Source organism: Rhodococcus sp. NPDC003348 (assembly GCF_053589375.1).
This window is the reverse complement of the sequence record NZ_JBSFRT010000066.1, coordinates 1-25,171: the sequence shown is the minus strand read 5'-3', so window position 1 is coordinate 25,171 and position 25,171 is coordinate 1. Positions and strand designations below refer to the sequence as shown.

At 68.8% G+C, this 25,171-nt stretch carries 25 protein-coding genes; 11 read left to right on the top strand and 14 right to left on the bottom strand.

All coding sequences use genetic code 11. The features are described 5' to 3' along the window. Nucleotides 1–129: 129 nt before the first annotated feature. From ACWDU4_RS27095 to ACWDU4_RS27085, 3 genes are all read right to left on the bottom strand, one after another. Nucleotides 130–969, bottom strand: coding sequence for a heparin-binding hemagglutinin (locus tag ACWDU4_RS27095; RefSeq protein WP_450117049.1), 840 nt, complete (start codon nucleotides 967–969; stop codon nucleotides 130–132). Continuing rightward, complete coding sequence (locus tag ACWDU4_RS27090) at nucleotides 962–1,399, bottom strand: helix-turn-helix domain-containing protein (protein ID WP_450117048.1); 438 nt, start codon at nucleotides 1,397–1,399, stop codon at nucleotides 962–964. The genes ACWDU4_RS27095 and ACWDU4_RS27090 overlap by 8 nt, the downstream gene beginning before the upstream one ends. Nucleotides 1,400–1,485: 86 nt before the next feature. Continuing rightward, nucleotides 1,486–2,748, bottom strand: a complete 1,263-nt coding sequence (locus ACWDU4_RS27085; RefSeq protein ID WP_450117050.1) for a DUF445 domain-containing protein — start codon at nucleotides 2,746–2,748, stop codon at nucleotides 1,486–1,488. Nucleotides 2,749–2,861: 113 nt separating this feature from the next. Between ACWDU4_RS27085 and ACWDU4_RS27080 the strand changes: the two genes are divergently transcribed. Together ACWDU4_RS27080 and ACWDU4_RS27075 are read left to right on the top strand one after the other, a co-directional pair. Continuing rightward, on the top strand, nucleotides 2,862–3,605 hold the full coding sequence (locus ACWDU4_RS27080; RefSeq protein WP_450117047.1) for a TetR/AcrR family transcriptional regulator: 744 nt from the start codon (nucleotides 2,862–2,864) through the stop codon (nucleotides 3,603–3,605). Nucleotides 3,606–3,645: 40 nt separating this feature from the next. Then, nucleotides 3,646–4,503: a polyphosphate kinase 2 family protein gene (locus ACWDU4_RS27075; RefSeq protein WP_450117046.1), complete on the top strand. Its 858-nt coding sequence runs from the start codon at nucleotides 3,646–3,648 to the stop codon at nucleotides 4,501–4,503. Nucleotides 4,504–4,519: 16 nt separating this feature from the next. Here ACWDU4_RS27075 and ACWDU4_RS27070 read toward each other — a convergent pair whose 3' ends face one another. The 4 genes from ACWDU4_RS27070 to ACWDU4_RS27055 all read right to left on the bottom strand — a co-directional run bounded on the left by ACWDU4_RS27070 (nucleotide 4,520) and on the right by ACWDU4_RS27055 (nucleotide 6,901). Continuing rightward, the gene (locus tag ACWDU4_RS27070; protein WP_450117045.1) at nucleotides 4,520–4,741 is read right to left on the bottom strand and encodes a hypothetical protein; all 222 of its coding nucleotides are present in this window, start codon (nucleotides 4,739–4,741) and stop codon (nucleotides 4,520–4,522) included. Between the two features lie 73 nt (nucleotides 4,742–4,814). Continuing rightward, nucleotides 4,815–5,069: a hypothetical protein gene (locus ACWDU4_RS27065; protein WP_450117044.1), complete on the bottom strand. Its 255-nt coding sequence runs from the start codon at nucleotides 5,067–5,069 to the stop codon at nucleotides 4,815–4,817. A gap of 98 nt (nucleotides 5,070–5,167) precedes the next feature. After that, the gene (locus ACWDU4_RS27060) at nucleotides 5,168–5,734 is read right to left on the bottom strand and encodes a type 1 glutamine amidotransferase domain-containing protein (protein WP_450117043.1); all 567 of its coding nucleotides are present in this window, start codon (nucleotides 5,732–5,734) and stop codon (nucleotides 5,168–5,170) included. A 126-nt stretch (nucleotides 5,735–5,860) separates the two neighbouring features. Next, nucleotides 5,861–6,901, bottom strand: coding sequence for an NAD(P)-dependent alcohol dehydrogenase (locus tag ACWDU4_RS27055; protein WP_450117042.1), 1,041 nt, complete (start codon nucleotides 6,899–6,901; stop codon nucleotides 5,861–5,863). Between the two features lie 159 nt (nucleotides 6,902–7,060). Between ACWDU4_RS27055 and ACWDU4_RS27050 the strand changes: the two genes are divergently transcribed. Then, a complete protein-coding gene (locus tag ACWDU4_RS27050) occupies nucleotides 7,061–8,539 on the top strand; it encodes an endoglycoceramidase I (protein WP_450117041.1) in 1,479 nt (492 codons plus the stop codon). A gap of 150 nt (nucleotides 8,540–8,689) precedes the next feature. Here ACWDU4_RS27050 and metE read toward each other — a convergent pair whose 3' ends face one another. From metE to aceA, 3 genes are all read right to left on the bottom strand, one after another. Continuing rightward, nucleotides 8,690–10,975, bottom strand: a complete 2,286-nt coding sequence (gene metE / locus ACWDU4_RS27045) for a 5-methyltetrahydropteroyltriglutamate--homocysteine S-methyltransferase (protein ID WP_450117040.1) — start codon at nucleotides 10,973–10,975, stop codon at nucleotides 8,690–8,692. Between the two features lie 111 nt (nucleotides 10,976–11,086). Next, complete coding sequence (locus ACWDU4_RS27040; protein WP_450117039.1) at nucleotides 11,087–11,983, bottom strand: 3-hydroxybutyryl-CoA dehydrogenase; 897 nt, start codon at nucleotides 11,981–11,983, stop codon at nucleotides 11,087–11,089. A gap of 202 nt (nucleotides 11,984–12,185) precedes the next feature. After that, a complete protein-coding gene (aceA, locus tag ACWDU4_RS27035) occupies nucleotides 12,186–13,475 on the bottom strand; it encodes an isocitrate lyase (protein ID WP_450117038.1) in 1,290 nt (429 codons plus the stop codon). Nucleotides 13,476–13,965: 490 nt separating this feature from the next. Here aceA and ACWDU4_RS27030 point away from each other — a divergent pair, with 490 nt between their 5' ends. The 3 genes from ACWDU4_RS27030 (at nucleotide 13,966) to ACWDU4_RS27020 (ending at nucleotide 16,581) form a co-directional block, all read left to right on the top strand. After that, nucleotides 13,966–14,283: an FmdB family zinc ribbon protein gene (locus ACWDU4_RS27030; RefSeq protein ID WP_450117037.1), complete on the top strand. Its 318-nt coding sequence runs from the start codon at nucleotides 13,966–13,968 to the stop codon at nucleotides 14,281–14,283. A gap of 41 nt (nucleotides 14,284–14,324) precedes the next feature. Next, entirely contained in the window at nucleotides 14,325–15,581 is a 1,257-nt protein-coding gene (gene fmdA / locus ACWDU4_RS27025; RefSeq protein ID WP_450117036.1) for a formamidase, read from the top strand. An 85-nt stretch (nucleotides 15,582–15,666) separates the two neighbouring features. Then, nucleotides 15,667–16,581 (top strand): MBL fold metallo-hydrolase, encoded by a 915-nt coding sequence (locus ACWDU4_RS27020; protein WP_450117035.1) that lies wholly within the window; start codon nucleotides 15,667–15,669, stop codon nucleotides 16,579–16,581. A 17-nt stretch (nucleotides 16,582–16,598) separates the two neighbouring features. On the opposite strand, the gene ACWDU4_RS27015 is transcribed toward ACWDU4_RS27020, so the two are convergent. Then, nucleotides 16,599–17,237 carry a VWA domain-containing protein gene (locus ACWDU4_RS27015; RefSeq protein ID WP_450117034.1) on the bottom strand — a complete coding sequence of 213 codons (639 nt, stop codon included), beginning with the start codon at nucleotides 17,235–17,237 and terminating at the stop codon, nucleotides 16,599–16,601. 213 nt (nucleotides 17,238–17,450) lie between these two features. Between ACWDU4_RS27015 and ramB the strand changes: the two genes are divergently transcribed. Continuing rightward, on the top strand, nucleotides 17,451–18,869 hold the full coding sequence (gene ramB, locus ACWDU4_RS27010; RefSeq protein ID WP_450117033.1) for an acetate metabolism transcriptional regulator RamB: 1,419 nt from the start codon (nucleotides 17,451–17,453) through the stop codon (nucleotides 18,867–18,869). A gap of 68 nt (nucleotides 18,870–18,937) precedes the next feature. Here ramB and ACWDU4_RS27005 read toward each other — a convergent pair whose 3' ends face one another. Further along, nucleotides 18,938–20,173 carry a multidrug effflux MFS transporter gene (locus tag ACWDU4_RS27005; protein WP_450117032.1) on the bottom strand — a complete coding sequence of 412 codons (1,236 nt, stop codon included), beginning with the start codon at nucleotides 20,171–20,173 and terminating at the stop codon, nucleotides 18,938–18,940. Nucleotides 20,174–20,283: 110 nt separating this feature from the next. Here ACWDU4_RS27005 and ACWDU4_RS27000 point away from each other — a divergent pair, with 110 nt between their 5' ends. Further along, complete coding sequence (locus tag ACWDU4_RS27000) at nucleotides 20,284–20,763, top strand: MarR family winged helix-turn-helix transcriptional regulator (protein ID WP_450117031.1); 480 nt, start codon at nucleotides 20,284–20,286, stop codon at nucleotides 20,761–20,763. A gap of 52 nt (nucleotides 20,764–20,815) precedes the next feature. Here the strand turns inward: ACWDU4_RS27000 and ACWDU4_RS26995 are convergent, their stop codons facing one another. After that, nucleotides 20,816–22,057, bottom strand: a complete 1,242-nt coding sequence (locus ACWDU4_RS26995) for a lipase family protein (protein ID WP_450117030.1) — start codon at nucleotides 22,055–22,057, stop codon at nucleotides 20,816–20,818. Nucleotides 22,058–22,250: 193 nt separating this feature from the next. Here ACWDU4_RS26995 and ACWDU4_RS26990 point away from each other — a divergent pair, with 193 nt between their 5' ends. Together ACWDU4_RS26990 and ACWDU4_RS26985 are read left to right on the top strand one after the other, a co-directional pair. After that, nucleotides 22,251–23,120, top strand: a complete 870-nt coding sequence (locus tag ACWDU4_RS26990; protein ID WP_450117029.1) for an SDR family NAD(P)-dependent oxidoreductase — start codon at nucleotides 22,251–22,253, stop codon at nucleotides 23,118–23,120. Further along, nucleotides 23,117–23,656 (top strand): carboxymuconolactone decarboxylase family protein, encoded by a 540-nt coding sequence (locus ACWDU4_RS26985; protein ID WP_450117028.1) that lies wholly within the window; start codon nucleotides 23,117–23,119, stop codon nucleotides 23,654–23,656. Before ACWDU4_RS26990 ends, ACWDU4_RS26985 begins: the two co-directional genes overlap by 4 nt. 98 nt (nucleotides 23,657–23,754) lie before the next feature. Here ACWDU4_RS26985 and ACWDU4_RS26980 read toward each other — a convergent pair whose 3' ends face one another. Further along, the gene (locus ACWDU4_RS26980; RefSeq protein WP_450117027.1) at nucleotides 23,755–24,609 is read right to left on the bottom strand and encodes an SDR family oxidoreductase; all 855 of its coding nucleotides are present in this window, start codon (nucleotides 24,607–24,609) and stop codon (nucleotides 23,755–23,757) included. A gap of 126 nt (nucleotides 24,610–24,735) precedes the next feature. Between ACWDU4_RS26980 and ACWDU4_RS26975 the strand changes: the two genes are divergently transcribed. Continuing rightward, nucleotides 24,736–25,134, top strand: coding sequence for a winged helix-turn-helix transcriptional regulator (locus ACWDU4_RS26975; protein ID WP_450117026.1), 399 nt, complete (start codon nucleotides 24,736–24,738; stop codon nucleotides 25,132–25,134). The last annotated feature ends 37 nt before the right edge of the window (nucleotides 25,135–25,171 follow it).

The window sequence follows — 25,171 nt, the reverse complement described above, 5'->3', positions numbered from 1 at the left end:
TGAGGTGTGCTATTACGATTTTTTTCTGGGTGGTCTGGTTGTTGGCCGTGGTCACGGTACCATCCTATGGCCGCCCCCCCCCCCGCCGCGCGCTGCGTGGGGGTCGATCCGCCCGGGGGTGGTCGAGGACTAGGCGCCGGTCGACTTCGGGGCAGCCTTCTTGGCGGGCGCCTTCGCCGGGCTCGCCTTGGCGGCGGTCGGCTTCGCGGGCGCCTTCTTCGCGGGCGCCTTCGCCGGGCTCGCCTTGGCGGCGGTCGGCTTCGCGGGCGCCTTGGCGGGCGCAGGCTTCGCGGCCGTCTTGGGTCCTGCGGCCGCCACCTTGTCGGCAGCCGCCTCGGTGGTCGCCTCGGCCTTCTCACCCGCACCGACGAACCGGCTGGCAACCTGCTCCCCGGCATCGGCGACCGCGTCGGAGACCTCGTCGGCGACGTCGCTGATCCGCTCGGCCGCACGGCCCGCGAGCTTGGCGGCCTGCTCGCCGACGGCCCGTGTCTGCCGGGCCACGGTCCCGAGCGCCTCCTCGGTCAGCGTCGCGGCGTCCTCGAGCACCGACTCGGCACGCTCGAGGCCCTCCTCGACGGCGGGCTGCTTGCGCAGGCGCTCCACCGTCTCCTCACCGCGCTCAGCGAGGGACGTGTAGATGTCCGAGGCCACCTTCAGGTACGCCTCTGCGACCTTGCGCAGTTCCTCCGGGGTGAACTTCTCGCGCAGCTCGGCAAGCTCCTCGGGCAGCTCGGAGGGCAGGCCGGCGAGCCGCTCACGCAGCGACTCGACCCCCTCGGTCAGATCGCCTGCGAACTTGTCGAACCGCTCGCGCGCCGCGTCGACGGTGAGGTCGTCGCCGGCGGTGGCGGCCCGCTCGCGGACCTGGGCGACGACGTCGGCAACCGCCTGGACGACGACGTCGCCGGCACCGACCGCGGCGTAGAGCGGGGTTATCACGTTGTCGAGACCCTTGAGATCAGTCATCTTCGTTCTCCTGTTCATCGGGCTGGGATTCGGTTCGCGGCGTGTTCTCACGCCGGAACGACTCGTAGATTTCGAGGAGCACCTGCTTCTGACGCTCCGTGATGGAGACGTCGGACAGCAGCGCCTCCCGTACCGGACTGGCTGGGCGTTGCTCGAGTAGTCCAGCCCGCATGTACAGCACCTCCGCGGACATCCGGAGGCCCTTCGCGATCTGGCCGAGGACCTCACCGGACGGCTTGCGCAGCCCGCGCTCGATCTGGCTCAGATATGGATTGCTGACTCCCGCCAACTGCGACAGCTGGCGCAGCGAGACCTGCGCTGCTTCACGTTGCGACCTGATGAAGCTGCCGATGTCCTGTGCCGCGGAGCTGACCACCCGGGCCGCGACGTCGCCGGCACTGTCGCCGGCCGACCGGGTTTCGTCGGTCATGTTCCGCTCCCTGTCCCTGTGTGCGTCATCCACGGTACGGGAGGGTGCTAACTCCTGCAAGCACTCGTGCTAGCAGGTGTTCACGATCACGTGAAGAGCAGCTGCGACACCGCGTAGATCGCCAGACCCGCGAGGGCGCCGACCACCGTGCCGTTGATCCGGATGAACTGCAGGTCCCGGCCGACCTGCAGTTCGATCTTGCGGCTGGCCTCCTCGGCGTCCCACCGGGCGACCGTGTCCGTGATGATCGCGGTGATCTCCTTGGTGTAGTTCGCACTGACGTACCGCGCGGCGGTGTCGAGCCAGCCGTCCACCTTCCCACGCAGTTCCGGCTCGTCCCGGAGTCGCTCCCCCAGCCGGATCACCGTGTCCCTGGTCTTCGCCCGCAGCGCGCTGTTCGGGTCGTCGGCGGACTCGAGGATCATCCGCTTGGCCACCTTCCACGCCGCCTCGGCGGCGCCGGTGACCTCCTTGCGGCCCATCAGCTCGGCCTTGACCTTCTCGGCCTTGGCCATGGTCGCGGGATCGTGCTGCAGATCCTGCGCAAAGTCGATCAGGAACCGGTTGACGGCCAGCCGGACCTCGTGGTCCGGATTCGACCGGACCTTCCAGGTGAACTCGACGAGTTCCTTGTGGATCTTCTCGCCAAGCATCAGGTCGACGAACTTCGGCGACCACGACGGGCTGTCCCGGTCGATGATCCGGTCGATCGTCGGCTGACTGGCCAGCGCCCACTGGTGGGCGCGCTCGGCGAGCATGTCCAGTAGTGGCAGTTGCCGGTTCTCGGCGAGCAGCTCGGCGAGCACCTTGCCGATCGGCGGCCCCCACGCCGGTTCGGCGATGCGCCGCACGATGGTGTTGTCGATGATCTGCTGGACGTCCTCGTCGCGGAGCACACCGACGAACCCGCGCAGCAGCGTCGCGGTCTCGGCCGCCACCCGTTCGGCGTGGGCGGGCTCGGCCAGCCAGGTCCCGAGGCGCAGCGGCACCTGCGCGGCATGCACCTTCTGCGACACCACGTCCGGTGCGAGGAAGTTGTCCCCGACGAAGCTGCCGAGACTGGACCCCAGCTGGTCCTTCTTCTTCTTGATGATGGCGGTGTGCGGGATCGGCAGCCCCAGCGGATGCCGGAACAGTGCGGTCACGGCGAACCAGTCGGCGAGCGCGCCGACCATGCCGGCCTCGGAAGCGGCCCGCACGTAGCCGACCCATTCACCCGCACCCCGAGTCTCCTGCCAGCGGCAGAAGAGGTACACCACGGTGGCGAACAGGAGGAACCCCGTCGCGACCGCCTTCATCCGCCGAAGATCGCGCCGCTTGGCGGCGTCGTCGACGCTCAGCAACTGCATCACCTCGCCAATTGTGCCGAAATTCGGCGAGTCACCGGGGAGGACCAGCTCCGCCCGGTGCGTCCGCCGTAAACTGAGCCGAAGATCGATCTGAACGGATGTGGCAAACACCAGTGTCGAAGAAGACAGCGCCCGACCTCGACTCCCCCGTGGTTTCCGACTCCGCACCGGACGCGAAGGCCGAGAAGTCCGACGGCCGCAAGCGCCGGTGGCGCGAGCACAAGATCGCGCGCCGCGAGGAGTTGGTGGACGGCACCCTCTCCGCGATCCGCGCCCGCGGTCGCGAGGTGGGGATGGACGAGATCGCCTCGCAGATCGGGGTCTCCAAGACCGTTCTCTATCGGTACTTCAACGACAAGAACGACCTCACCAGCGCGACCATGACCCGCTGGGTCGAGACGGTCCTCGCGCCGCGCATGTACGCGGCAATCGGTGCCGACATGGACGAGTACGAACTGGTCCGGGTCGCGATCACCGCGTACGTGGAAACGGTCGCCGAGGACACCGAGGTCTACCTCTACGTGATGGCCAACAGCTCCGGGGCCAACCGAGACGTCGTCGCGGAGTCGGAGCGGATGATCGCGGAGGCCCTCGCCGCGGTGCTGGGCCTGAAGCTGCGGCAGATGGAGATGGATTCGGGCGGCGCGGTGCCGTGGGCGTACGGAATCGTCGGTGCTGTCCAGCTGGCCACCCACTGGTGGATCTCGAACCGGTCGATGACCGCGGAGGACCTGATCGACTACCTCGCCATGATGACGTGGGGCGGGGTCACCGGGATCGCCGCCGTGGCCGGGTCGCCCGCGCGCTTCAAGTCCGCTCCGCACCCCCTCCTCCCCGGCGCACCCGAGGCGTTGTAGATCCCCACGGCCGCGGTTCGCACGTGGCAGAGTCACGGCCATGGGCACGAGCGAGGGCTGGCGGACATCCGCGGTGGAGGCGCTGCGCGTCACCGACCGCACCCGGGTCGACGAACTGGACACGAACGGCACCCCCGGATTCGAGGGCGACAAGGCGTTGGGCGAGAAACTCCTCGAGGAACGCGGCGCCGTCCTGTCCGACCTACAGGAAAAGCTGTTCGCCAACGCCCGCACCGGCGACGAGAACCGGTCGGTGCTGCTGATCCTGCAGGGCATGGACACCGCGGGCAAGGGCGGGGTGGTCCGGCACGTGATCGGCCACGTCGACCCGCAGGGCGTCGACCACGCCTCGTTCGGGGTGCCAACCCCGGAGGAGATGCGGCACCACTACCTGTGGCGAATCCGAAAGGCACTGCCCCGCAAGGGACAACTCGGTGTCTTCGACCGCTCGCACTACGAGGACGTGCTCGTCGTGCGGGTGCACGACCTGGTGCCGACGAACGAATGGGAGTCGCGGTACGACGAGATCAACACGTTCGAGCAGGACCTCGTCGAGTCCGGCACCACGCTGGTGAAGGTCGCGATGTTCGTCTCGCTCGACGAGCAGAAGGCACGACTGACCGAGCGACTGGAGCGACCGGACAAGTACTGGAAGTACAACCCGGGCGACGTCACCGAACGCGGGTACTGGCCGCAGTATCAGCAGGCCTACCAGGCGATGCTGGACCGCACGTCCACCGATCACGCGCCGTGGCACGTCGTGCCCTGCGACCGAAAGTGGTACAGCCGCCTCGCCGTGACCGAGTTGCTGATCGACGCGCTCGAGCGCCTCGACCTCGACTGGCCGCCCGCCGATTTCGACGTCGCGACCGAGAAGCGGCGACTGGCCGAGGCGTGACCCGCCGGTACGGATGTCAGGGGAAGTGCGGAACGTCCAGTCCCAGCTTGTGGTCGTGGTGAACCGTCCCACCGACGACGCCGACCGCCGTGACGATCGCAGACAGGAACAGCGCGCCCGCGACGGCGGCCCACCCCGTGTGCCCGCTGCCGGCGGCGACGAGGAACAGGGCCATCCCGACGATGGCCAGCAGCCCGCAGGCGAACCCCACCCAGCCCGCGACGATGTTCAGACTCATCGGACCATTCCTTCCCAGTTGGAGAGCTGGTGAATCCGAGCAGTGAATCCGGGGACGTCCGCCTGAATGCCTGTCACTCCTTGACCGGCCACGCGGTGCCGCCCGGCAACGGGAACCGCGGCGCGTGGCGGCGTTGCCTGTGGTCGTGGTGCACGGTGCCGCCAACCAGGCCGAGCCCGGCCGCGATGGAAACCATAAAGACCACGGCGGCGACCACCGCCCACCCGGTGAATCCCGATGCCGCCGCGACGACGGCCATCGCGAGGCTGATGACGGCGATGAGTCCGAGCGCGTAGCCGACCCATTCGGCGAAAAGATGCAACTTCATCGTTCACTCCTCCTCGTCACGAGGATCGGCTGTTGTGATCGACGCTACGCCCGGCACGCCGAACGCGACAGTGCCCGATCGGATCGGTCCCGCCGGGTTCAGAACCGGCCGATCGCCTCGGGCTGCTGGGTGAACTTGCCGACCAGCGCGTTACAGAAGCACCCCAGGTCCAGCAGGCCGCGGCTGGTCACCAGATTCCGGTCGACGACGACCTTCTCGTTCACGTGGGTGCCGCCGGCGTTGATGATGTCGGTCCGCAGGCTCGGCCAGCTGGTGAGTGTCCGGCCGACGACGGAACCGGATTCGACCAGCATCCACGGCCCGTGCCCGATCGCGGCTACCGGCTTGCCGACGTGCATGAAGTGCCGCACGAACGCGACCGCGTGGTCGTCGGTGCGCAACCGGTCCGGGCCGAGGGTGCCGCCGGGCAGGATCAGCGCGTCGTAGTCGTCGACGTCGGCGCGACCGACCAGCAAGTCCACCGCGAACCTCTCCCCGAGCATCACGTCGGCCCGGTACGCCTGGATCTCCCCCGGCGCGATCGACAGCAGCTCGGTCCGGCCGCCCACCGCCTCGACCGCCCGCCGCGGCTCGACGAGCTCGTCCTGCTCGACCCCGTCGGCGGCGAGGACCGCCACTCGGTGCCCGTGAAGTTGCGTTCCCATCGCCCCAACCCTCCATCAACTGTGACGTACGTCACCGAGTATGGCCCTCTCCGGGCGATGGGGCCACGCCGCCTGCGACCCCCCGGACCGCGAGGGCGCCGCAGGGACTCACGGGCGCCGCGGCGGCTAGAACGTGGCGGCGTCGATGACGAAGCGGTAACGGACGTCGCTGCGCAGGACGCGGTCGTACGCCTCGTTGATCCGGTCGGCCGTGATGAGCTCGATCTCGGCGGCGATGCCGTGCTCGGCGCAGAAGTCGAGCATCTCCTGCGTCTCGCGGATCCCTCCGACGTTGGAGCCCGCCAGGCTGCGACGGTTGCCTGCGAGCGAGAAGGCGCGCACCGAGATCGGCTTCTCCGGCAGCCCCAGCAGGACGAGCGTGCCGTCGAGCGCGAGCATGCCGAGGTAGGCGTCGAGGTCGAGGTTGACCGAGACGGTGTTGAGAATGAGGTCGAACGTGCTGCGCAATTCCTTGAACACCGCGGGATCCGCGGTCGCCCGGTAGTGGTCGGCGCCGAACTCCAGCCCGTCCTCCTGCTTGGACAGCGACTGGCTCAGCACGGTCACCTCGGCACCCATCGCGTGCGCGATCTTGACCCCGACATGCCCGAGGCCGCCCATTCCCACGATCGCGACCTTCTTGCCGGGGCCGGCATTCCAGTGCCGGAGCGGCGAGAAGAGGGTGATGCCTGCGCACAGCAGCGGCGCGGCGACGTCGAGGGCCAGCCCGTCCGGGATCGACACCACGAACCGCTCGGTGACGACGATGTGAGTCGAGTAGCCACCCTGGGTGACCTGCCCGTCACTGCCGACGGAGTTGTAGGTGGCGGTGACCCGGTTGGCGCAGTACTGCTCCTCGCCCGCCGCGCACGGCGCGCAGGTGCCGCAGGAGTCGACGAAGCAGCCGACGCCGACGCGGTCGCCGACCTGGTGCCGGGTCACCTCGGAGCCGACCTCGGTGACGATGCCGGCGATCTCGTGTCCGGGGACGACCGGGTATCGGGTACCGCCCCACTCGTTGCGTGCGGTGTGAATGTCGGAGTGGCAGATGCCCGCGTACTTGATCTCGATCAGGACGTCGAGCGGGCCGAGGTCGCGGCGTTCGATGGTGGTCTTCTCGAGCGGGGAGTCGGCGGCGGTCGCGGCGTAGGCGGAAACAGTGAGCATGCGCATATGTCTATCCCCGTCGCCCGAACCTGTGCAACGGCGGGCGGCTCCCGCGGACAGCCAGTTTCCGGCGTTCCAGACACGGCGGGGCGCGAATCTGGCTAACATCGCGTGAATTTGGACAATTGTCCAACACACTCGATCCGGAGGAGTTCCGCGATGCGCGTGCAGTCACTGGTGGCCATGGTCGCGACCGTCGGGGCGCTGATGGCCGTCCCCGCCGTCGCCGTCGCCGACGAGACCCCGACAGCGGCGGGATCGGTCCGTGTCGACGGCCGACACTTCGTCGACGAGTTCGACCGCACCGTCCTGCTGCACGGAGTGAACACCGTCGACAAGAAGGCCCCGTACCTCTCGGCCGGCGAGGTACTCACTCCCGCGGACGCGGATCTGCTCGCCCGGCACGGATTCAACACCGTCCGGCTCGGGACGTCGTTCGAGGCCCTGATGCCCGAACGCGGGCAGATCGACACCGCCTACCTCGACCGGCTGTCCACCGTCGTCGACACCCTCACCTCGCGCGGCATCCAGGTCCTGCTCGACAACCATCAGGACGGACTCTCGAAGATCTGGGGCGGCAACGGCTTTCCCGCCTGGGCCATCGAGGCGCGCCCCGGCGCCAACGAGCCGAATCCCGGCTTCCCGCTCTACAACCTGATGCCGAGCATGAACAGGGGGTGGGACGAGGTGTGGAACAACACCCACGGCGCGCTCGATCACCTCGGCACCGCTCTGGCCGCCCTCGCCGCGGAGGTGGACGGCAAGCCCGGCGTCCTCGGCATCGAGTTGATGAACGAACCGTGGCCCGGATCGCCCTTCCTCACGTGCTTCCCGAACGGCTGCCCGGACTTCGACCGGACGTACCAGGCAGCGATGCAGCGGCTCACCGACGCTGTCCGAGTGGTGAGCCCGACGCTGCCGGTGTTCTGGGAACCGAATGTCACCTGGAATCAACTGATGCCCTCGAACGTCGCGAATCCTCCGAAGACGCCGGCACTCACCGACCCGAACATCGTCTTCGCGCCCCACGACTACTGCATCCCCAGCCAGCTCGCGATCTACCTCGGGTTGCCCGAGGACCTGAGGGCGCTGTGCACTGTCACGCAGGACAACACCTGGCGCAACATCGACGCGATCACCGAGCGTGCCGGCATCCCGACCGTGGTCACCGAGTTCGGTGACGGTGACCCGACGGTGCTGGGCAACACTCTCCAACGCGCCGACGAACGCTTCATCGGCTGGCAGTACTGGCACTTCGACGCGGACAGCGGCACGGATCCATTCCTGGGCGAGGTGGGTCGTCAACTGGTCCGCACCTATCCCCGGGCCACTGCGGGCACGCCCGGCTCGCTGGCGTTCAACCCCGACGGCGGCGACTTCCGCTACACCTACACCGCGCGGGTGTCGGCGAAGCCGACCGAGATCTACGTCTCGGACCTGCACTACCCGGACGGGTACGTGGCCGAGGTGGCCGGCGGCCGGGTGACCTCGGAACCGGGCGCCCGTGTCGTCACGGTCCAGGCCGATCCGGGCGCGCAGGTGACCGTCTCGATCCACGGCACCGGATCCGACGGCACGAACCTCCCGGGCGGACCGGATGGCGCAACCGGGTCCTCCAGCGGCAGCGCCGGCTCCTGATCCGCACGCAGACACGAAAAGGCCCCGAACCGGAATCGGTTCGGGGCCTTTTCATCCCGGACGACGGTGAAGTCCGGGCCCCTCGACGCGTTCCCTCCGCGGCCGCGACCACTCACGGGCCGCGGACGGAACGCACGACTTTCGCCGGGCTCAGCCCTCCGCGGCGGCGCGGCGACGCAACCGGCGAGCGGCGGCGACCAGGTTCCGCAGCGACGGCTCCAGCTGCCAGTAGTGGCGGGTCTTGAGGCCGCCGTCCGGATTCGCCCACAGCCGGTCCAGATCCACCGACTCGGCCGCCTCGGTGAGCAACTCGTCGAGTTCGTCGATGTCGGGGATGCGGGCCGAACGGGACTCGTACACACCGGGTCCCACACCGTGGGTCAGCTTGCGTTCCTTGATCGCGTCGAGCACCCAGCCGATCGAGCGGGTGGCCACGATCGCCGTGACGTCGCAGTCCATGCGTTCGATCGCGTCCACCACCTCGGCGCGGCTGGTGTAGGTCAGGTGCGTGTGGATCTGGGTCTCCGGCTTCGCGCCACCGGTGGCCAGCTTGAACGCATCGACCGCCCAGCCCAGGTACTCGGCGCGACCACCGGCGCGCAGCGGCAGCAGTTCGCGGATCGCGGGCTCGTCGACCTGGATGATCGCGATCCCCGCGGCCTCGAGGTCGGCGACCTCGTCCCGGATCGCCAGCGCCAACTGGTCGGCGGTCTCGTGCAGCGGCTGATCCTGCCGGACGAACGACCGGGCCAGCATCGTCACCGGGCCGGTGAGCATGCCCTTGACCGGCCGATCGGTCAGCGACTGCGCGTAGCCGATCCACTCCACCGTCATCGGCCCGCGGCGCCGGACGTCCCCGTACAGGATCGGCGGACGCACGCACCGCGACCCGTATGCCTGCACCCAGCCGTTGTGCGTGAAGGCGAATCCGTCCATCAGCTCGGCGAAGTACTGGATCATGTCGTTGCGCTCGTGCTCACCGTGCACGAGGACGTCGAGGCCGATGTCCTCCTGCAACCGGATGGTGCGCTCGATCTCTTCCTGGATGCGCTTGACGTAGTCCGGGTACTCGACTCGCCCCTCGCCCAGGTCGTACCGCACCTTCCGAACCTCGCCGGTCTGTGGGAACGAGCCCAGCGTGGTGGCAGGGACCAGTGGCAGGTTCAGCCGCGCCTGCTGCGCGGCCCGGCGCTCCTCGTACGGCGCACGCACCCGGTGCTCGGGCCTGATGGCGTTGACCCGCGACCGGACCTCGTGCTTCTGCTTGAAGTGCACCGACGTCGGCTTCTTGCGCCACCGCTCGGACGGTCCCTCGGTCAGCGCCTTCGCGAGCGAGACCACTTCGCCGACCTTCTGCTTGGCGAACGCCAACCGGTCCGCGACCGCACCGTCGATGTCCCACTCGGCGAGCACGTCGTAGGGCACGTGCATCAGCGAGCAGGACGTCGAGACCACCAGGTCCGGGATGACGTCCTTGAGCTGCGACAGGTAGGTTAGGGTGACGAAATTGTCTGCGCGCCAGACATTCCGGCCGTTGACCACGCCCGCGTAGAGGCGCTTGCGCTTGAGGCCGGGGATCGCCGCGAGCTCGTCGGCGGACATCCTGCCGTACACCAGGTCCAGGCCGATGGCCTCGATCTGGGTGCCGGCGAGGATCGGCAGCGCCTCCCCGAGGTTGCCGTACGGGCCGGTGACCAGGATCCGCGGCCGGAGCGGCGCATGTCCGAGCGTCGCGTACGCGCGCTCGAGCGCGGCCAGTTCGGTGGCGGTGCGGTCCTGGGTGAACATCGGCTCGTCGAGCTGGATGCACGTCGCGCCGGCCTTCGCGAGCAGCTCGAACAGCGCCTCGTACTGCGGCAGCAGGGAATCCAGTAGTTCGAGGGTCGAGAAGCCCTCGGCGGCACCGGGTCCCACCTTCGACAGCAGGAGCAGTGACACCGGGCCGAGCACCACCGGGCGCAGCTCGATGCCGCGCTCCTTGGCCCGCTCGAACTCGTCCATCAGCGCCTCGGCATGCAGCGAGAAGACGGTCTTCTCGTCGAGCTCGGGCTGGCGATAGTAGTAGTTGCTGTCGATGTAGCGCACCATTTCCAGCGGCGGGAAGTCGGGCCGTCCGCGGGCCATGGTGAAGTAGAAGTCCAGCTCGTCGAGCTCGCCCTGCAGTGGCGCGAACCGGGCGGGGACCGCACCGAACAGCAGGGCGTTGTCGAGGACGTGATCGTAGTAGGAGAAGGTGTTTCCGGGGACCTGTGTCAGACCGGTGGCGGCCAGTTCGCTCCAGGTCTGCTCCTGGAGTTCGCGTCCGACCGCGACCAGCTCGGCCCGGGTGCCCTGGCCGTGCCAGTAGGCCTCCAGTGCGCGCTTGAGTTCACGCCGGGGGCCGATCCGGGGGTAGCCCAGGACGCTGGAACCGTAAGTAGCTGCGCTGCTTGACATTCGTGTCGACCCTTCCGTGATGCGATTCGCGCCCGTGCGCGATGTGTACCCCGGGTGGGGTGAGAATCACGCACGGGCGCCGAAGGTGCTGACTGCTGGCTTGCGGTGTGCCTAGCTGGCCTTCTTGGCGACGCGCCCGTTCTCGCCGTATTCGTAGAAGCCGCGGCCGACCTTCTTGCCGACCAGGCCGGCCTCGACCATGCGCAGCAGCAGCGGAGGAGCCGAGTACAGGGGCTCCTTGAACTCCTCGTACATCGAATCTGCGATCGACTTGACGGTGTCGAGACCGACCAGGTCGGTCAACGCCAGCGGTCCCATCGGATGCGCCAGGCCCAGGACGGTGGCCTTGTCGATGTCCTCCTTGGTGGCGAATCCGGACTCGACCATGCGGATGGCGGAGAGCAGATACGGCACCAGCAGTGCGTTGACGACGAAGCCGGAGCGGTCGGCAGAGCGCACGACCTGCTTGCCGAGGATCTCGCTCGCGAACTCTTCGGCCCGCTCGGTGACCGCGGCGCTGGTCTTGAGGGTGGTCACCAGCTCGACGAGCGGGAGCACCGGGACCGGGTTGAAGAAGTGCATGCCGATGACGCGCTCGGGCCGGCTGGTGGTGATGCCGAGCTTCATGATCGGGATGGAGGAGGTGTTGGAGGCGAGAACCGCGTTCGGGTCGGTGACGATCTCGTCGAGCTCGGTGAAGATCGCACTCTTCACCTTCTCGTCCTCGACGACGGCCTCCACGACGAGCTGCCGGTCGGCGAAGTCACCGAGATCGGAGGTGAAGCGCAGCCGCCATGCGGCCTGCTCCCGCTCACGCTCGGTGATCTTCCCACTGCTCACACCGCGGTCGAGCGAGCGCAGAATGCGCGCGCGTCCGGCGGCCGCGAGCTCGCGGGTCTGCTCGTACACCAGGACGTCGACATGTGCGCGGGCACACACCTCGGCGATTCCGGCGCCCATCTGTCCGGCGCCGATCACGCCGACGCGCTGAATCTTTTCGCTGGTCACGTCAGCTCCTCATCGTGTGGTGGATCGTCATCGTCATGCAGAAGACTGTCGGTGGTCCGGGGGATGTCCAGCCCCGCCGCGGGGCCCGGGCTGTGGGCCCCGCGGCGGGGTGGACGGTGAGTCGGTCAACCGTTGCGATGGCGCCGGGGAAGCGCCGTCGCGGTGACACAGGAGGTTCCCGAGAGAGGGAACCGGTCAGTTCCTAGTGGAACTGGCCCTCCTCGGTGGAGCCCTTGAGGGCAGCCGTGGAGGTGTTCGGGTCAACCGTGGTGGCGATGCTGTCGAAGTAGCCGGCGCCGACCTCACGCTGGTGCTTGATGGCGGTGAAGCCACGCTCCTCGGCGGCCTTGAACTCGCGCTCCTGCAGGTCGACGAAGGCGGTCATGCCCTCGCGGGCGTAGCCGTGCGCCAGGTCGAACATGCCGTAGTTGAGCGAGTGGAAGCCGGCCAGGGTGATGAACTGGAACTTGAAGCCCATCGCGCCGAGCTCCTTCTGGAACTTCGCGATGGTCGCGTCGTCCAGGTGCGCCTTCCAGTTGAAGGACGGGGAGCAGTTGTACGCCAGCAGCTGGTCCGGGAACTCGCTGCGGACGGACTCGGCGAACTTCTTGGCGACCTCGAGGTCCGGGACACCGGTCTCCATCCAGATGAGGTCGGAGTACGGGGCGTAGGCCTTGGCGCGGGCGATGCAGGGCTCGATGCCGTTCTTGACGCCGTAGAAGCCCTCGGCGGTGCGGGTGCCGTCCAGGAACTCCCGGTCACGCTCGTCGACGTCGGAGGTCAGCAGCGTGGCGGCCTCGGCGTCGGTGCGGGCGATGACGACCGTCGGGACGTCGGCGACGTCGGCCGCGAGGCGAGCCGAGGTCAGGGTGCGGATGTGCTGCTGGGTCGGGATGAGCACCTTGCCACCGAGGTGGCCGCACTTCTTCTCCGACGCGAGCTGGTCCTCCCAGTGCGAGCCGGCGACGCCGGCCGCGATCATGGCCTTCTGCAGCTCGTAGACGTTGAGCGCGCCACCGAAGCCGGCCTCGCCGTCCGCGACGATCGGGGCGAGCCAGTTGTCGACCGAGGTGTCACCCTCGACCTTGGCGATCTCGTCGGCGCGCAGCAGCGCGTTGTTGATGCGGCGCACGACCTGCGGCACCGAGTTGGCCGGGTAGAGGCTCTGGTCCGGGTAGGTGTGGCCCGAGAGGTTCGCGTCACCGGCGACCTGCCAGCCGGAGAGGTAGATGGCCTTCAGGCCGGCGCGCACCTGCTGCACGGCCTGGTTGCCGGTGAGGGCGCCGAGGGAGTTGATGTAGTCCTCGTTGTTCACGAGGTCCCACAGGATCTCCGAACCGCGGCGGGCGAGGGTGGCTTCCTCGACGACGGTGCCCTGCAGCTTGACAACCTGCTCGGCGGTGTAGTTGCGGGTGATTCCCTTCCAGCGCGGGTTGGTGTCCCAATCCTTCTGGATCTCGGCTGCGGTCTTCGGGGTGCCGGTGGTCGACATCAAGACTCCACTCTCTCTACGGCCCTTCGGGGGCTGCTCGTCCAGTACGTCCGTACGGCTTCGCATCCTTGCCAGGCCCTTCCTGTGTACGTATCGAGAGTGACACACCCAAAAACTGCCGTCTACCTGTTGCAAATGCCAACCTTGGCTAGGTTTTCAAACCGCGTTGTTAACTTTGCGAACACGTACGGCCGAATCCGCAGCGCCTGAAGTTACCGTCAAGTAGCAAATCTGCAGGCTGAGGGCGCGGCGGAGTCGTGACCGACGGCACGTCTGCCGGGCGACCCCGGGACACCCGCTCCGAGCTCCGATCACGTGAACCGGCCGCCGATTGTGAGGGCAATCACCCTCGCGCCGACTTCGCAACCGGCGAAGTCGCACCGTCTTCGCACGAAGTCCGCGCTCGCGCTGCCGACTTCGGCGAACGCCGCTACCGTGACCCGCAACCGAGCGTGACCGGACTGCGGCGACGCCCCACCGTGCGTCGCGCATGCGGGCCACAGCGCGTCCGCGAGAGGGGTCGACCGTGCCGCTGTACGAGTTCCGTTGCCCGCAGTGCGGGCCGTTCGAGCAGACACATGCCATGGCGACCGTGCCCCTGCGCGTCACCTGCGACCGGTGTGCCGCCGACGCTCCTCGGCGGGTGTCCGCACCCCGGCTGGGCCACCTCAACTCCACCGAGATGGCACTCCTCGACCGCACCGCGCGTACCGCGCACGAACCCGACGTCGTCGCCACCCCGCCGGGCCGCCGTGCCGCGGCGCCGACCTCCACGCACCCCCTGCACCGGAGGCTGCCGCGCCCGTGAAACCTCGGCAGTCCAGTTCACGCACCGGATAAGGAGAACCCATGCCCGAGTTGCTGTTCCCGCTCGACTCCGCGAAGAAGTTCACCGACCAGGCGCTCGTCGGCCACAACCGCTGGCATCCGGAGATCCCGGCGGCGGTCACCGTCAAGCCCGGGGACTCGTTCCGCGTGCACTGCCGGGAGTGGTTCGACGGCGCGATCCACAACGACGACTCGGCCGAGGACATCCTGAATGCCCCGCTGACCACCGTGCACACACTGTCGGGCCCGTTCGCGGTCGAGGGCGCCAAGCCCGGCGACCTGCTGATCGTCGACATCCTCGACATCGGCCCGATCCCGCAGGAGGACTCGGGTCCGCTCGCAGGCCAGGGCTGGGGATACACCGGAATCTTCGCGCGCGGCAACGGCGGCGGCTTCCTCACCGAGCAGTTCCCCGACGCCTACAAGGCGATCTGGGACTTCTCCGGGCAGACCGCAACGTCGCGGCACGTGCCGCACGTGTCCTTCACCGGCATCGTCCACCCCGGATTGATGGGCACCGCGCCGTCCGCGGCACTGCTCGCGAAGTGGAACGCCCGCGAGGGTGCCCTCATCGCCACCGATCCCGATCGTGTTCCGCCGCTAGCCCTTCCGCCGGAGCCCCGCGACGCGGTGCTGGGATCGCTCCCGGCGGACGAGCACGACCGCGTCGCCGGCGAGGCCGCACGCACCGCCCCGCCGCGGGAGAACGGCGGCAACCAGGACATCAAGAACCTCACCAAGGGCAGCCGCGTCTTCTATCCGGTCTTCGTCGACGGCGCGAACCTGTCGGTCGGGGACCTGCACTTCTCCCAGGGTGACGGCGAGATCACCTTCTGCGGCGCCATCGAGATGGGCGGCTTCATCGACCTGCGCGTCGACCTGATCAAGGGTGGCATGGACACCTACGGTGTCTCCGAGAACGCGATCTTCATGCCCGGCAACACCGACCCGCAGTACTCGGAGTGGCTGGCCTTCTCCGGCACGTCGGTGACCCTCGACGGCGAGCAGCGCTATCTGGACTCGCACCTGTCGTACCAGCGGGCGTGTCTGCACGCGATCGACTACCTCACCAAGTTCGGCTACAGCCCCGAACAGGCTTACCTGCTGCTCGGTGCCGCCCCGATCGAGGGCCGGCTGTCCGGCGTCGTCGACATCCCGAACTCGTGCTCGACGGTGTACCTGCCGACGGCGATCTTCGACTTTCCGGTGGCGCCGTCGGCGGCGGGCCCGATGCGGATCGACCCGGGGATCGGAGCGCCGAGGTCGTCGAACCGGTGACCGCGGTGTGGTCGATGAACCGGTGACCGCGGTCTGGTCGATGAATCGCTGACGGCGCCGCGGCGAGGCCGTACCGTCCGATGGCATGCGACTGCGCCTCGGACGCCCCGACATCCATGCGTACCTCGACCGGTTCGACGTGCCTCCCGCCAAGGACGGTCTCGCCGTCACCTTCCTCGGTGTCTCCAGCCTGCTGATCGACGACGGCTCGTCCGCGATCCTCACGGACGGGTATTTCAGCCGGCCGTCGCTGGCACGGGTGGGGCTGGGCCGGATCGCGCCCGACCGGACGCGGATCTCCTCGGTCCTGGACCGAACCGGGATCACCGATCTCGATGCGGTGCTCCCGGTGCACACCCACTTCGACCACGCGCTGGACTCCGCCACGGTCGCGGAACGGACCGGCGCAACGCTGGTCGGCGGAGCTTCGGCGGCGCAGCTCGGTCGCGGGCACGGTCTCCCCGACGACCGGGTCGTGGTCGTGACCGCGTCGGAGCCGCTGACGCTGGGCGGTTTCGAGGCCACCTTCGTGCCGTCGCACCACTGCCCGCCGGACCGGTTCCCCGGCGCGATCACCGCCCCGGTACGGACCCCGGTGCGCGCGTCGGCCTTCCGTTGCGGAGACGCCTGGTCGATCGTTCTGCGCCACATCGTGTCCGGCCGCACTGCCCTGATCCAGGGCAGTGCGGGACACGTCCCCGGCGCCCTCGCCGGCCGCGAGGCCGAGGTGGCCTACCTCGGGGTCGGGCAACTCGGCCTGCAGTCCGCGGAGTACATCGAGACGTACTGGCACGAGACCGTCCGGACCGTCGGTGCCCGCCGCGCCGTGCTGATCCACTGGGACGACTTCTTCCGCCCCCTCGACGAACCTCTGCGCGCGCTCCCCTACGCAGGCGACGACCTGGACCGCACGATGACGGTCCTGACCCGGCTCGCCGAGGCGGACGGCGTCGCGCTGAGCTTCCCGACCGTCTTCGCGCGCGAGAATCCCTGGGCCTGACGCCGTCTCATCCGCGGCTACTCCCGGGTCACCGAGCGATCAAGGTCCGAGAAACCCGCGACGGGCGCACCCATCGGCGCGCTGCGCTTGCGGCTGACATAGTCGGCGGTCACCGAGTACGCGGCTCCGACGTACTCGCCGGCCGCGTCGTAGGTGATCGACTTGTCGCGGGCGAAACCCATGCCCGCGCCGACCGACACCGCGTCCATGTTCGCGCCGAGAAACACGTAGTCCCACGCGTACTCGTGCTCCTGCCGGGCGATCGCCGACTTCACCGCGTCGAGACTCCACTCCGTGCTGGCGTTCTCCTGCCCGTCGGTGATCACCACGACGATCACGGTGCCCGGCCGCTCGTGCTCGGGCAGCGCCGCGAGCTCCTCGCCGATCTCGGTGGTGAACCGGCCGATCCCGTCGAGCAGTGCCGTGCTGCCGCGTGGACGCAACTCCAGTGGCGGCACCTGTTCGATCGGGATCGACCGGTAGACCCGTTCGTAGTCGTTGTCGAACTGGGCCAGCGTCACCACGGCCGCACCGGGCTGGATGCGCTGTTCGGCGATGAAGGCGTCGAACCCGCCCTCGGTGTCGGACTTGATCGCCTGCATCGACCCGGAGCGGTCGAGGAGCACGGCGATCAGGGTCAGGTTCGGGTTGGTCATGAGACCTCCTGGTGCGTTCGAGCCGACGGATCGGCGCCCGCCTCGTGGCCAGCCCGACAGAATGCCATCGGCCACCGACAGGTGCGGGGCGCCACCGAACCGCGGCCGCGGCGGACGCGCCCGGGACAACGGACCGCCAGCACCGTGAAGGAATGGAGCTAATCGTGCTAACCCTTGGTTGCGAAGGATCGGGAGCGGCTCTAGCCTCGTGTGATGGCCAAGACCTTCGTGGGGGCACGCCTCCGCCAGCTGCGCACCGAACGGGGCATGAGCCAGGCTGCGCTGGCCAAGACCCTCGAGATCTCGGCGAGTTACCTCAACCAGATCGAGCACGACGTGCGGCCGCTGACGGTCCCGGTCCTGCTGCGCATCACCGAGATGTTCGGCGTCGACACCACCTTCTTCTCCTCCCAGGACGACACCCGGCTGATCGCCGAGCTGCGCGAGGTGGCCCTCGACCAGGAGATGGGCATCGACGCAGACCCTCAGGAGCTCGCCGAGATGGTCTCCGCGCACCCGTCCCTGGCGCGGGCGGTGGTGAACATGCACCGCCGGTACCGCAACACGACCGCGCAGTTGGCCGCCGCGACCGAGGACCGGTACAGCGACGGCAGCGGCTCCGGCTCGATCACCATGCCGCACGAGGAAGTCCGGGACTACTTCTACCAGCGCCAGAACTATCTGCACGAGCTCGACACGGCCGCAGAAGATCTCACTGCTCGAATGCGATTCCACCGTGGCGACGTCGCGGGTGAGATCGCCAAGCGACTACAGGTGACGCACGACGTGCAGATCGTCCAGCGCATCGACCTCGGCGAGGGCGTCCTGCACCGGTTCGACTCGGAGGCCCGGGTGCTGGAGATCTCCCCGCACCTGTCCGGCGGGCAGAAGGTGTTCAAGTTCGCCGCGGAACTGGCGTATCTCGAGTGCGGCGACCTGATCGAGAAGCTCGTCGACGAGGGCAACTTCACCTCCGACGCCTCCCGGTCCCTGGCAAAGCTCGGCCTGGCCAACTACTTCGCCGCCGCGACCGTGCTCCCGTACAGCCAGTTCCACGAGATCGCCGAGGACTTCCGCTACGACATCGAGCGGCTGTCGGCGTTCTTCTCGCAGTCCTACGAGACGATCTGTCACCGACTGTCCACGCTGCAGCGACCCAAGCTGCGTGGGGTGCCGTTCTCGTTCGTCCGCGTCGACCGGGCCGGGAACATGTCGAAGCGACAGTCCGCCACCGGATTCCACTTCTCCACCAGCGGCGGCACCTGCCCGTTGTGGAACGTGTACGAGTCGTTCGCCTATCCCGGCAAGATCATGACGCAGATCGCGCAGATGCCCGACGGGCGCAGCTACCTGTGGATCGCCCGCACCGTCGAGCGGCGCGCGACCCGATACGGGCAGCCCGGCAAGACCTTCGCGATCGGTCTCGGCTGCGAACTCAGGCATGCGCATCGCACCGTCTATGCCGACGGACTGAACATCGAATCCGACGCCGCCGCAACACCGATCGGTGCCGGTTGCCGGGTCTGCGAACGCATCAACTGCCCGCAGCGGGCGTTCCCGCCGCTCGGCAAGGAGCTCGACATCAACGAGCACCGCAGCTCGGTGTCGCCGTACCTGATCGCCGAGACCTGACCGGGGCGAGCCGCCCCGGATCGGCGTGATCCGGGGCGGCTCGATGTTCTCGCGTCTCGGGCGGGTCCCTAGGCGGCGTGGTTCGCCGTGCGCCCGCGGGTGAGGGCGAGGGCACCGAGGGCGATGAGGACGCTGACGACCATGGCGATGGCCATCGGGACAGCGGTGTCCTCGCCGCCGATGCCGACGAGGGGCGAGATCAGTGCGGCCAGAAGGAACTGCAGCGTGCCGAGGACCGCCGAACCGGTGCCTGCGTGGTGGTGCGCCTCGCCGAGCGCCAGCGTGGTGGCGTTGGCGATGACCAGACCGAGGCTGCCCATGGTGCCGAACATGGCGACAAGGGTGAGCCACAGCGCCGGGCCGACGAGCGCGTTGATCAGCATCAGGACCGCGAACACCGCGAGCGACGTGAGGCCGATCCGCAGGGTCGCCCGGTCGCCGATCCGGCCGACGACGACGTTGTTGAGGATGCTGAAGACGACCAGGCCGAGGGCGTTGGCGGTGAACACGGCGGTGTACCAGCCCGTCGCGAGTCCGTGGACGTCCTGGAGCACGAACGGGGACGCCGAGATGTAGGCGAACATCACGCCGAACGCGAAGGCGTACGCCAGGGTGAACCCGACGTAGCGTCGGTTGCCGAGGATGGTGCGAGCGTCACCGAGCATCGAGGAGACACCCCCGGTGGTCCGCTCCTCCTTCGGAAGCGTCTCAGGGACCAGTGCCAGCACGGCCACGAACATCAGCGCGGACAGCACCGTCAGCACCCAGAACACACTGCGCCACCCGAAGTTGGTGACGAACACGCCGCCGAGCAGCGGCGCGACGACGGGAGCGACCGCGTTGACGGCAACCAGCAGGCCGAACAGCTTGCCGGCGGCGGCACCGGTGGCGCGGTCGGAGATCACGGCACGTCCGAGCACGATGCCCGCGGCGCCGGCGAAGCCCTGCAGGAAGCGAGACGCGGCGAGCAGTTCGATGGTGGGCGCGAGGGCGGATGTCGCACTGAACACCGTGCACACCAGGGTGCCGATGAGCAACATCGGGCGACGGCCGTACCTGTCGGACAGCGGACCGAAGGCGAGCTGCCCCAGTGCCAGGCCGATCAGGAACGTCGTGAGGGTCAACTGCACCGCGGACGCGCCGGTGCCGAATTCGTCGGCCATCTCGGGGAAGGCAGGCAGGTACATGTCGATGGCGAGGGGCGCGACCGCGGCCAGCAGGGCCAGCGTCGCGATCAACCTCGGCGGAACCGGGGAGGACGTGACCCCCGGGTGATCGGCGTGCGCCAGGTCTGGCGCGTCCAATGCAATGTCGCTTCCTTGCTGGTTCACATCAGCCCTTCGTGCCCGAGTCCGGAAAGAATGTCTAGATTTAGATCTAAATTTATATCTAGATTACCGACTAAGCTGGTCTCGTGTCGAATTCAGCGGTCGCAGGTGACGGCGAACACCGTGTCGTGAGCGACGAGGTCGCCCGGCACCTGGCGCAGACCGCCCGGTCACTGGTGTGGACGTTGCGCCGTTTCGGCGAGCAGGAAGCCGGACTGTCGCGGCTCCCCCAGTCCGAGATCGAAGTACTCCGTGTCCTGGCGGAGCGGCCGGGCAGCACCGTGTCCGAGATCGCCCGACTGCTTGGCCTGCAGAGCAGCAACGTGAGCACCACCGTGCGCCACCTGGTCGAGCGCGGACTGGTCGAGAGGCGGGCCGACCCCGGAGACGGACGCTCGCACCGGCTGCACCAGACCCCGCTGGCCGTGCGCAACAACCAGCGGATAGACGAAATGTGGACAGACGGCGTCCGCAGGCTGCTCGCCGACATGAGCCCGGAAGACGCCGTCAAGCTCGTCGAGGCGGCACCGCTGCTGGCCCGGCTCGGCTCCATGGCGACCGACTGATCCGCCGCACACAGCGCCCCCGAAGATCAACCGATCGCCGCGACCCGACCGATCACCGCACGACGCTCGAGCAGCCGGGCTCGACGGGCACCCCGGCGAGCCGTGCGTCGATCCAGTGGTACGCCTCGGGAATCCCGGCGATCGCGACGATCAGGTGCTCGCCCGGATACTCGGCGAGCCGGACGTCGGCGCCGCCCGCACACCAGTCCGCGTAGAGATGTTCGGCGTTCTGGCGGGTGATCCAGAACTCGTGGCGGCCGTGGTACAGCAGGATCGGCGCGGCCGGGGCCTGCGCGCCGAGCCGGTTGTCCGCGATCACCGCCTGCGCCACCGGGTTGTGCACGACGTCGGGCACGTCGGACAGGTGCTGCGCACGGATCGGCACCAGCGCACCGGGAACCGCGAAGCCGAACAGGCACAGGTCACGGGCGAGAGACCCGAGCCGCCAGGCGTTGTCGTTGAACAGGGGGTACAGCTCCGGGTACTCGCGGGCCACCCCGAGGGTGGCGCCGAGCAGCACCCCCGACGCCAGGTTCCTGCCGTCCAGCGACCCGAGCAGCAGGTTGTAGTCGGCGGGTGTGCCGCCCAGCGCCGCGCCGACGACGCGCAATTCCGGCGCGTAGATCGGCGCCAGTTCCGCCGCCCACCCGGTGGCGATCGCACCGCCCGAGTACCCGGTCATCGCGACCGGTGCGTCCGGAGTCAGGCCGAACGCGGGCGTCGAGACCGCGGCCCGGACGGCGTCGAGCACCGCGTGCCCGGCCATCCGGCCCGCGGCATATGCCTGCCGTGGGCCCTGATGGTCGGGAACCACCACCGCGTAGTTCCGGGCGAGGAAGTACTGCACTCCAACCACTTCCAGGGCCTGCCCGCGCGGCATCTGGTAGGAGGGTGCACACGTGTTGCCCAGCGAGTCGATCGCCATGTTGTAGTCGACGACCGGCCGTGGCCCCGGCCCGGTCCACGGCGCGGCCGGGACGATGACGGTGGTCACCACCGGGACCGGGCGCCCCTTCGAATCCGTGGACCGCACCAGCACCTCCGTCGACGAGACCAGGGTGACCAGCGGGCGCACCGTCACCGGCCGGGCGGCGAGGACCGTTCCCGGCGGCGCCGACTCGAATCCCGGCGGCGGGTCGTACCAGGGGTCGTCGAGCGGGGTCGGCGCCACCAGCGCGGGATCGTGCGGCGGGTGGATCAGATCCGTGATCGGGTCGGCCGTGGCGCTCGCGAGCGTCCCCGTGCCCAACAGCAGCGCGGCAACCACCACCCCCACCCGACGGGCAATGCCCATATCTGAAGGGTAGGGCACATCGACCGAGCCGTCGGGGCGCTTCGGGCCTGCGGTGACGTGCTTGCGGTTTCCGGTGCAGAGAATGCCACCGGGCGGCGGAGCCGCCAATGTGCACCGGATGCCGCAGGTCCGGTGTTAGTTTGCCAATCGGACGAAATGCACCGTCGCACCACGAAACACCTGAGGGGACGCCATGGCAAGGGGGCTGGACGAGCAGCTGGCCGGGCGCCGGGTCATCGTCACCGGCGCGGCCCGCAGCATCGGCGCGGCGCTCGCCCGCCGCCTGCATCGGCGCGGCGCCCGGGTCGCGCTGCTCGGACTCGAACCGGAACTACTCGACCAGGTCGCCGTCACCTGCGGCCGGGCACCGTGGCGTCACTGCGACGTCCGCGACCGCGCCGCGGTCGAGGCCGCGGTCGCCGAACTGGTCGACGAGCTCGGCGGCCTGGACGTGGTGGTCGCGAACGCCGGTGTCGGGGCGCAGCTGCCGATGGTCGGCGGCGACCCGGAGGTGATGCGGCAGATCGTCGAGGTCAACCTGATGGGGACCTACCACACACTGCGCGCCGCAGGTGAGCATCTCGGCCACGCGAACGGGTACGCGTTGCTCGTCACCGCCGGCGCAGCGGCCGTCCACCTGCCGCTGCTCGGCGCGTACAACGCGACGGCCGCCGCGGTCGAGGCGCTCGGCAACACGCTGCGCGTGGAGATGCGTCACCTCGGCACCCGCGTCGGCGTCGGCTACCTCGGCGAGATCGACACCGAGATGATCACCATCGGGTTCGACAGCGCCGCAGCCGACAAGATCAAATGGTCGGGCATGTTCACGGCGGTGTCTCCGATGGAGACGGCGGTATCGGCACTGGAGAAGGGAATCGCGTTGCGCCGCAGACGGATCTACGCGCCCGGCTGGGTCGGCGGCGTCGTGCACCTGCGCGTGCCGGCGCAGCGCGTCATCGACCTTCGTCCGCAGCCGAGGATGGCGGCGGCCCTGGCGATCGCCCGCACCGAGCGCGCGCGCTTCACGACGCGGCTGCCGCAGCTCCCGGACCGGACCCGATGAGCGCGCGGATCGCCCCCGGACGCCTGCGCCGGCTCGGGCCGGTCAACTGGGTCGTGTGGCGGGTCGTCTCACTCGCGTCCGGAACACCCGACGCGAAGGTGTTCAGCACACTCGGCCGCGCGGGCGGCACCTACCGCGGTTGGCTGCATTTCGCGGCAACCGTCCTGCGGCCCGGGGGTCGGATCTCCCGGCACGAAACGGAATTGGTGATCCTGCGAATCGCACACCTGCGCGGCTGCGACTACGAGATGGACCACCACATCCGGCTCGGCCGCCGCGCCGGCGTCACCGCCGAACTGCTCGCCCGGGTGCTCATCGGCCCGGACGCCGACGGCTGGAGCGACCGCACCCGCGCGATGCTCGCTGCGGTCGACGAGCTGATCGGCACGAAGAATATCGGCGACGACACCTGGTCCGCGCTCGCCGTCCACCTCGACGAACGCGGGATGATCGAGTTCGTGCTGCTCGTCGGGCAGTACGACATGCTCGCCACCACCATCGACACCCTCCGCATCGGACGCGACACCTTCCGCTGAGTGGGCACGACCCACCTGCTTCACGACAGGAGCCGACGAGCGAAGGGCACCTTCGCGCGGTTGAACCGCACGAAGGTGCCCCTCAGCCGAGGCGGGAATCAGATGGCGGCACGCACGACGTCGACGGCCGGCGTGGCGTTGCGGCCGATGAGCCGCTGCAGGTCACCGCTCTCAGTGTCGAGTGCACCGACCTTGATACCGGCGTCGGAGCCGGCGAGCAACGCGGCATAGACGGCGGGCATCCCGGCGCCCTCGAGCACCGCCTGGTACTGCTCGGTCGGAAGATCCTGGTACACAACGGTCTTGCCTGCGGCCTCGGAGATCTTCTCGGCCAGTTGGGCGAGGGTGAGCCGCTCGTTGCCGCCGAGTTCGTACACCTTGCCTGCCTGGTCGTCGGCGAGCAGCACGACGGCGGCGGCCTCGGCGAAGTCGGCGCGGGCGGCTCCGGCGACCCGGCCCTCGCCCGCGGCACCCACGAGCGCACCGCGTTCGACGGTCCCGGCGACGTCCATGGTGTAGTTCTCCCAGTACCAGCCGTTGCGCAACAGGGCGTGGTCGATGCCGGACGCGGCGAGCAGGTCCTCGGTGGCCTTGTGCTCGGCTGCCATTCCGAGCGGGCTGTTCTGCGCGTCGAGCAGCGAGGTGTAGGCGATGAACCCGACACCGGAGGCCTTGGCGGCGTTGATCACGTTGGTGTGCTGCGGGACACGCTGCCCGATCTCGCTGCCGGAGATCAGCAGCAGCTTGTCGACGCCGGCGAGTGCGGCTTCGAGCGCCGCGGGGTCGCTGTAGTCCGCGACCCGCACCTGCACGCCCTTGGCGGCGAGGTCTGCCGCCTTGTCCGCGTCGCGGACCACCGCGACGAGGTCGGCGGGTGCCGCGCCACGCGCCAGCAGGGCGTCGACGGTGAGACGGCCGAGGTGTCCGGTTGCTCCGGTGACGGCGATGGTCATGACGGGATGCTCCTCCAACAGACGGGTTGACGCTTCATGCGTCGCACCTTCCATCATGCACTTATTTTTCGTAAGTGCAATCTATCTTGTTAGCGCTATCCGATTCGCTGGTAGTAATCTGGGCGCATGAGTGTCCCCGACCTGCCGGAATCCGAACCCGGCCTCGACTTCGCGGCCGACGTGTTCGAGCGCGCCTGCCCGTCGCGCGACGTGATCCACGCGGTCACCGGCCGATGGGGAACGCTCGCACTGGTCGCCCTGGGCGAGGGACCCTACCGCTTCAGCGCGCTTCGCCGACGGGTCGACGGGGTCAGCGAGCGGATGCTCTCGCAGACGCTGCAGCAGCTCGAGCGGGATGGCTTCGTGCACCGCGACGTCCAGGAAACGATCCCGCCGAAGGTCGAATACAGCCTCACCGCGCGCGGCGAGCAGGTCGCGGCGCAGCTGCAGTCCCTGATCGACCTCGTGGAATCGCAGATGCCGGAGATCATCGTCGACCAGGAGCGATACGACAAGAGACGCTGACGCGCTCGTGCGCGGTTTGCGAGTCTCGGGACTCGCA

Bases quoted from the DNA above. Each gene is read 5' to 3' on its own strand.
- ACWDU4_RS26980 (WP_450117027.1), bottom strand. From the start codon at position 24,609: ATGACCATCGCCGTCACCGGAGCAACCGGACACCTCGGCCGTCTCACC.
- ACWDU4_RS27015 (WP_450117034.1), bottom strand. From the start codon at position 17,237: ATGACCAACCCGAACCTGACCCTGATCGCCGTGCTCCTCGACCGCTCC.
- ACWDU4_RS27065 (WP_450117044.1), bottom strand. From the start codon at position 5,069: ATGAAGTTGCATCTTTTCGCCGAATGGGTCGGCTACGCGCTCGGACTC.
- ACWDU4_RS26990 (WP_450117029.1), top strand. From the start codon at position 22,251: ATGGCAAGGGGGCTGGACGAGCAGCTGGCCGGGCGCCGGGTCATCGTC.
- ACWDU4_RS27075 (WP_450117046.1), top strand. From the start codon at position 3,646: ATGGGCACGAGCGAGGGCTGGCGGACATCCGCGGTGGAGGCGCTGCGC.
- ACWDU4_RS27070 (WP_450117045.1), bottom strand. From the start codon at position 4,741: ATGAGTCTGAACATCGTCGCGGGCTGGGTGGGGTTCGCCTGCGGGCTG.
- ACWDU4_RS27085 (WP_450117050.1), bottom strand. From the start codon at position 2,748: ATGCAGTTGCTGAGCGTCGACGACGCCGCCAAGCGGCGCGATCTTCGG.
- ramB (WP_450117033.1), top strand. From the start codon at position 17,451: ATGGCCAAGACCTTCGTGGGGGCACGCCTCCGCCAGCTGCGCACCGAA.
- ACWDU4_RS26975 (WP_450117026.1), top strand. From the start codon at position 24,736: ATGAGTGTCCCCGACCTGCCGGAATCCGAACCCGGCCTCGACTTCGCG.
- ACWDU4_RS27055 (WP_450117042.1), bottom strand. From the start codon at position 6,901: ATGCTCACTGTTTCCGCCTACGCCGCGACCGCCGCCGACTCCCCGCTC.
- ACWDU4_RS27090 (WP_450117048.1), bottom strand. From the start codon at position 1,399: ATGACCGACGAAACCCGGTCGGCCGGCGACAGTGCCGGCGACGTCGCG.
- ACWDU4_RS27030 (WP_450117037.1), top strand. From the start codon at position 13,966: ATGCGGGCCACAGCGCGTCCGCGAGAGGGGTCGACCGTGCCGCTGTAC.
- ACWDU4_RS27095 (WP_450117049.1), bottom strand. From the start codon at position 969: ATGACTGATCTCAAGGGTCTCGACAACGTGATAACCCCGCTCTACGCC.
- ACWDU4_RS27050 (WP_450117041.1), top strand. From the start codon at position 7,061: ATGCGCGTGCAGTCACTGGTGGCCATGGTCGCGACCGTCGGGGCGCTG.
- metE (WP_450117040.1), bottom strand. From the start codon at position 10,975: ATGTCAAGCAGCGCAGCTACTTACGGTTCCAGCGTCCTGGGCTACCCC.
- aceA (WP_450117038.1), bottom strand. From the start codon at position 13,475: ATGTCGACCACCGGCACCCCGAAGACCGCAGCCGAGATCCAGAAGGAT.
- ACWDU4_RS27020 (WP_450117035.1), top strand. From the start codon at position 15,667: ATGCGACTGCGCCTCGGACGCCCCGACATCCATGCGTACCTCGACCGG.
- ACWDU4_RS26985 (WP_450117028.1), top strand. From the start codon at position 23,117: ATGAGCGCGCGGATCGCCCCCGGACGCCTGCGCCGGCTCGGGCCGGTC.
- ACWDU4_RS27060 (WP_450117043.1), bottom strand. From the start codon at position 5,734: ATGGGAACGCAACTTCACGGGCACCGAGTGGCGGTCCTCGCCGCCGAC.
- ACWDU4_RS26995 (WP_450117030.1), bottom strand. From the start codon at position 22,057: ATGGGCATTGCCCGTCGGGTGGGGGTGGTGGTTGCCGCGCTGCTGTTG.
- fmdA (WP_450117036.1), top strand. From the start codon at position 14,325: ATGCCCGAGTTGCTGTTCCCGCTCGACTCCGCGAAGAAGTTCACCGAC.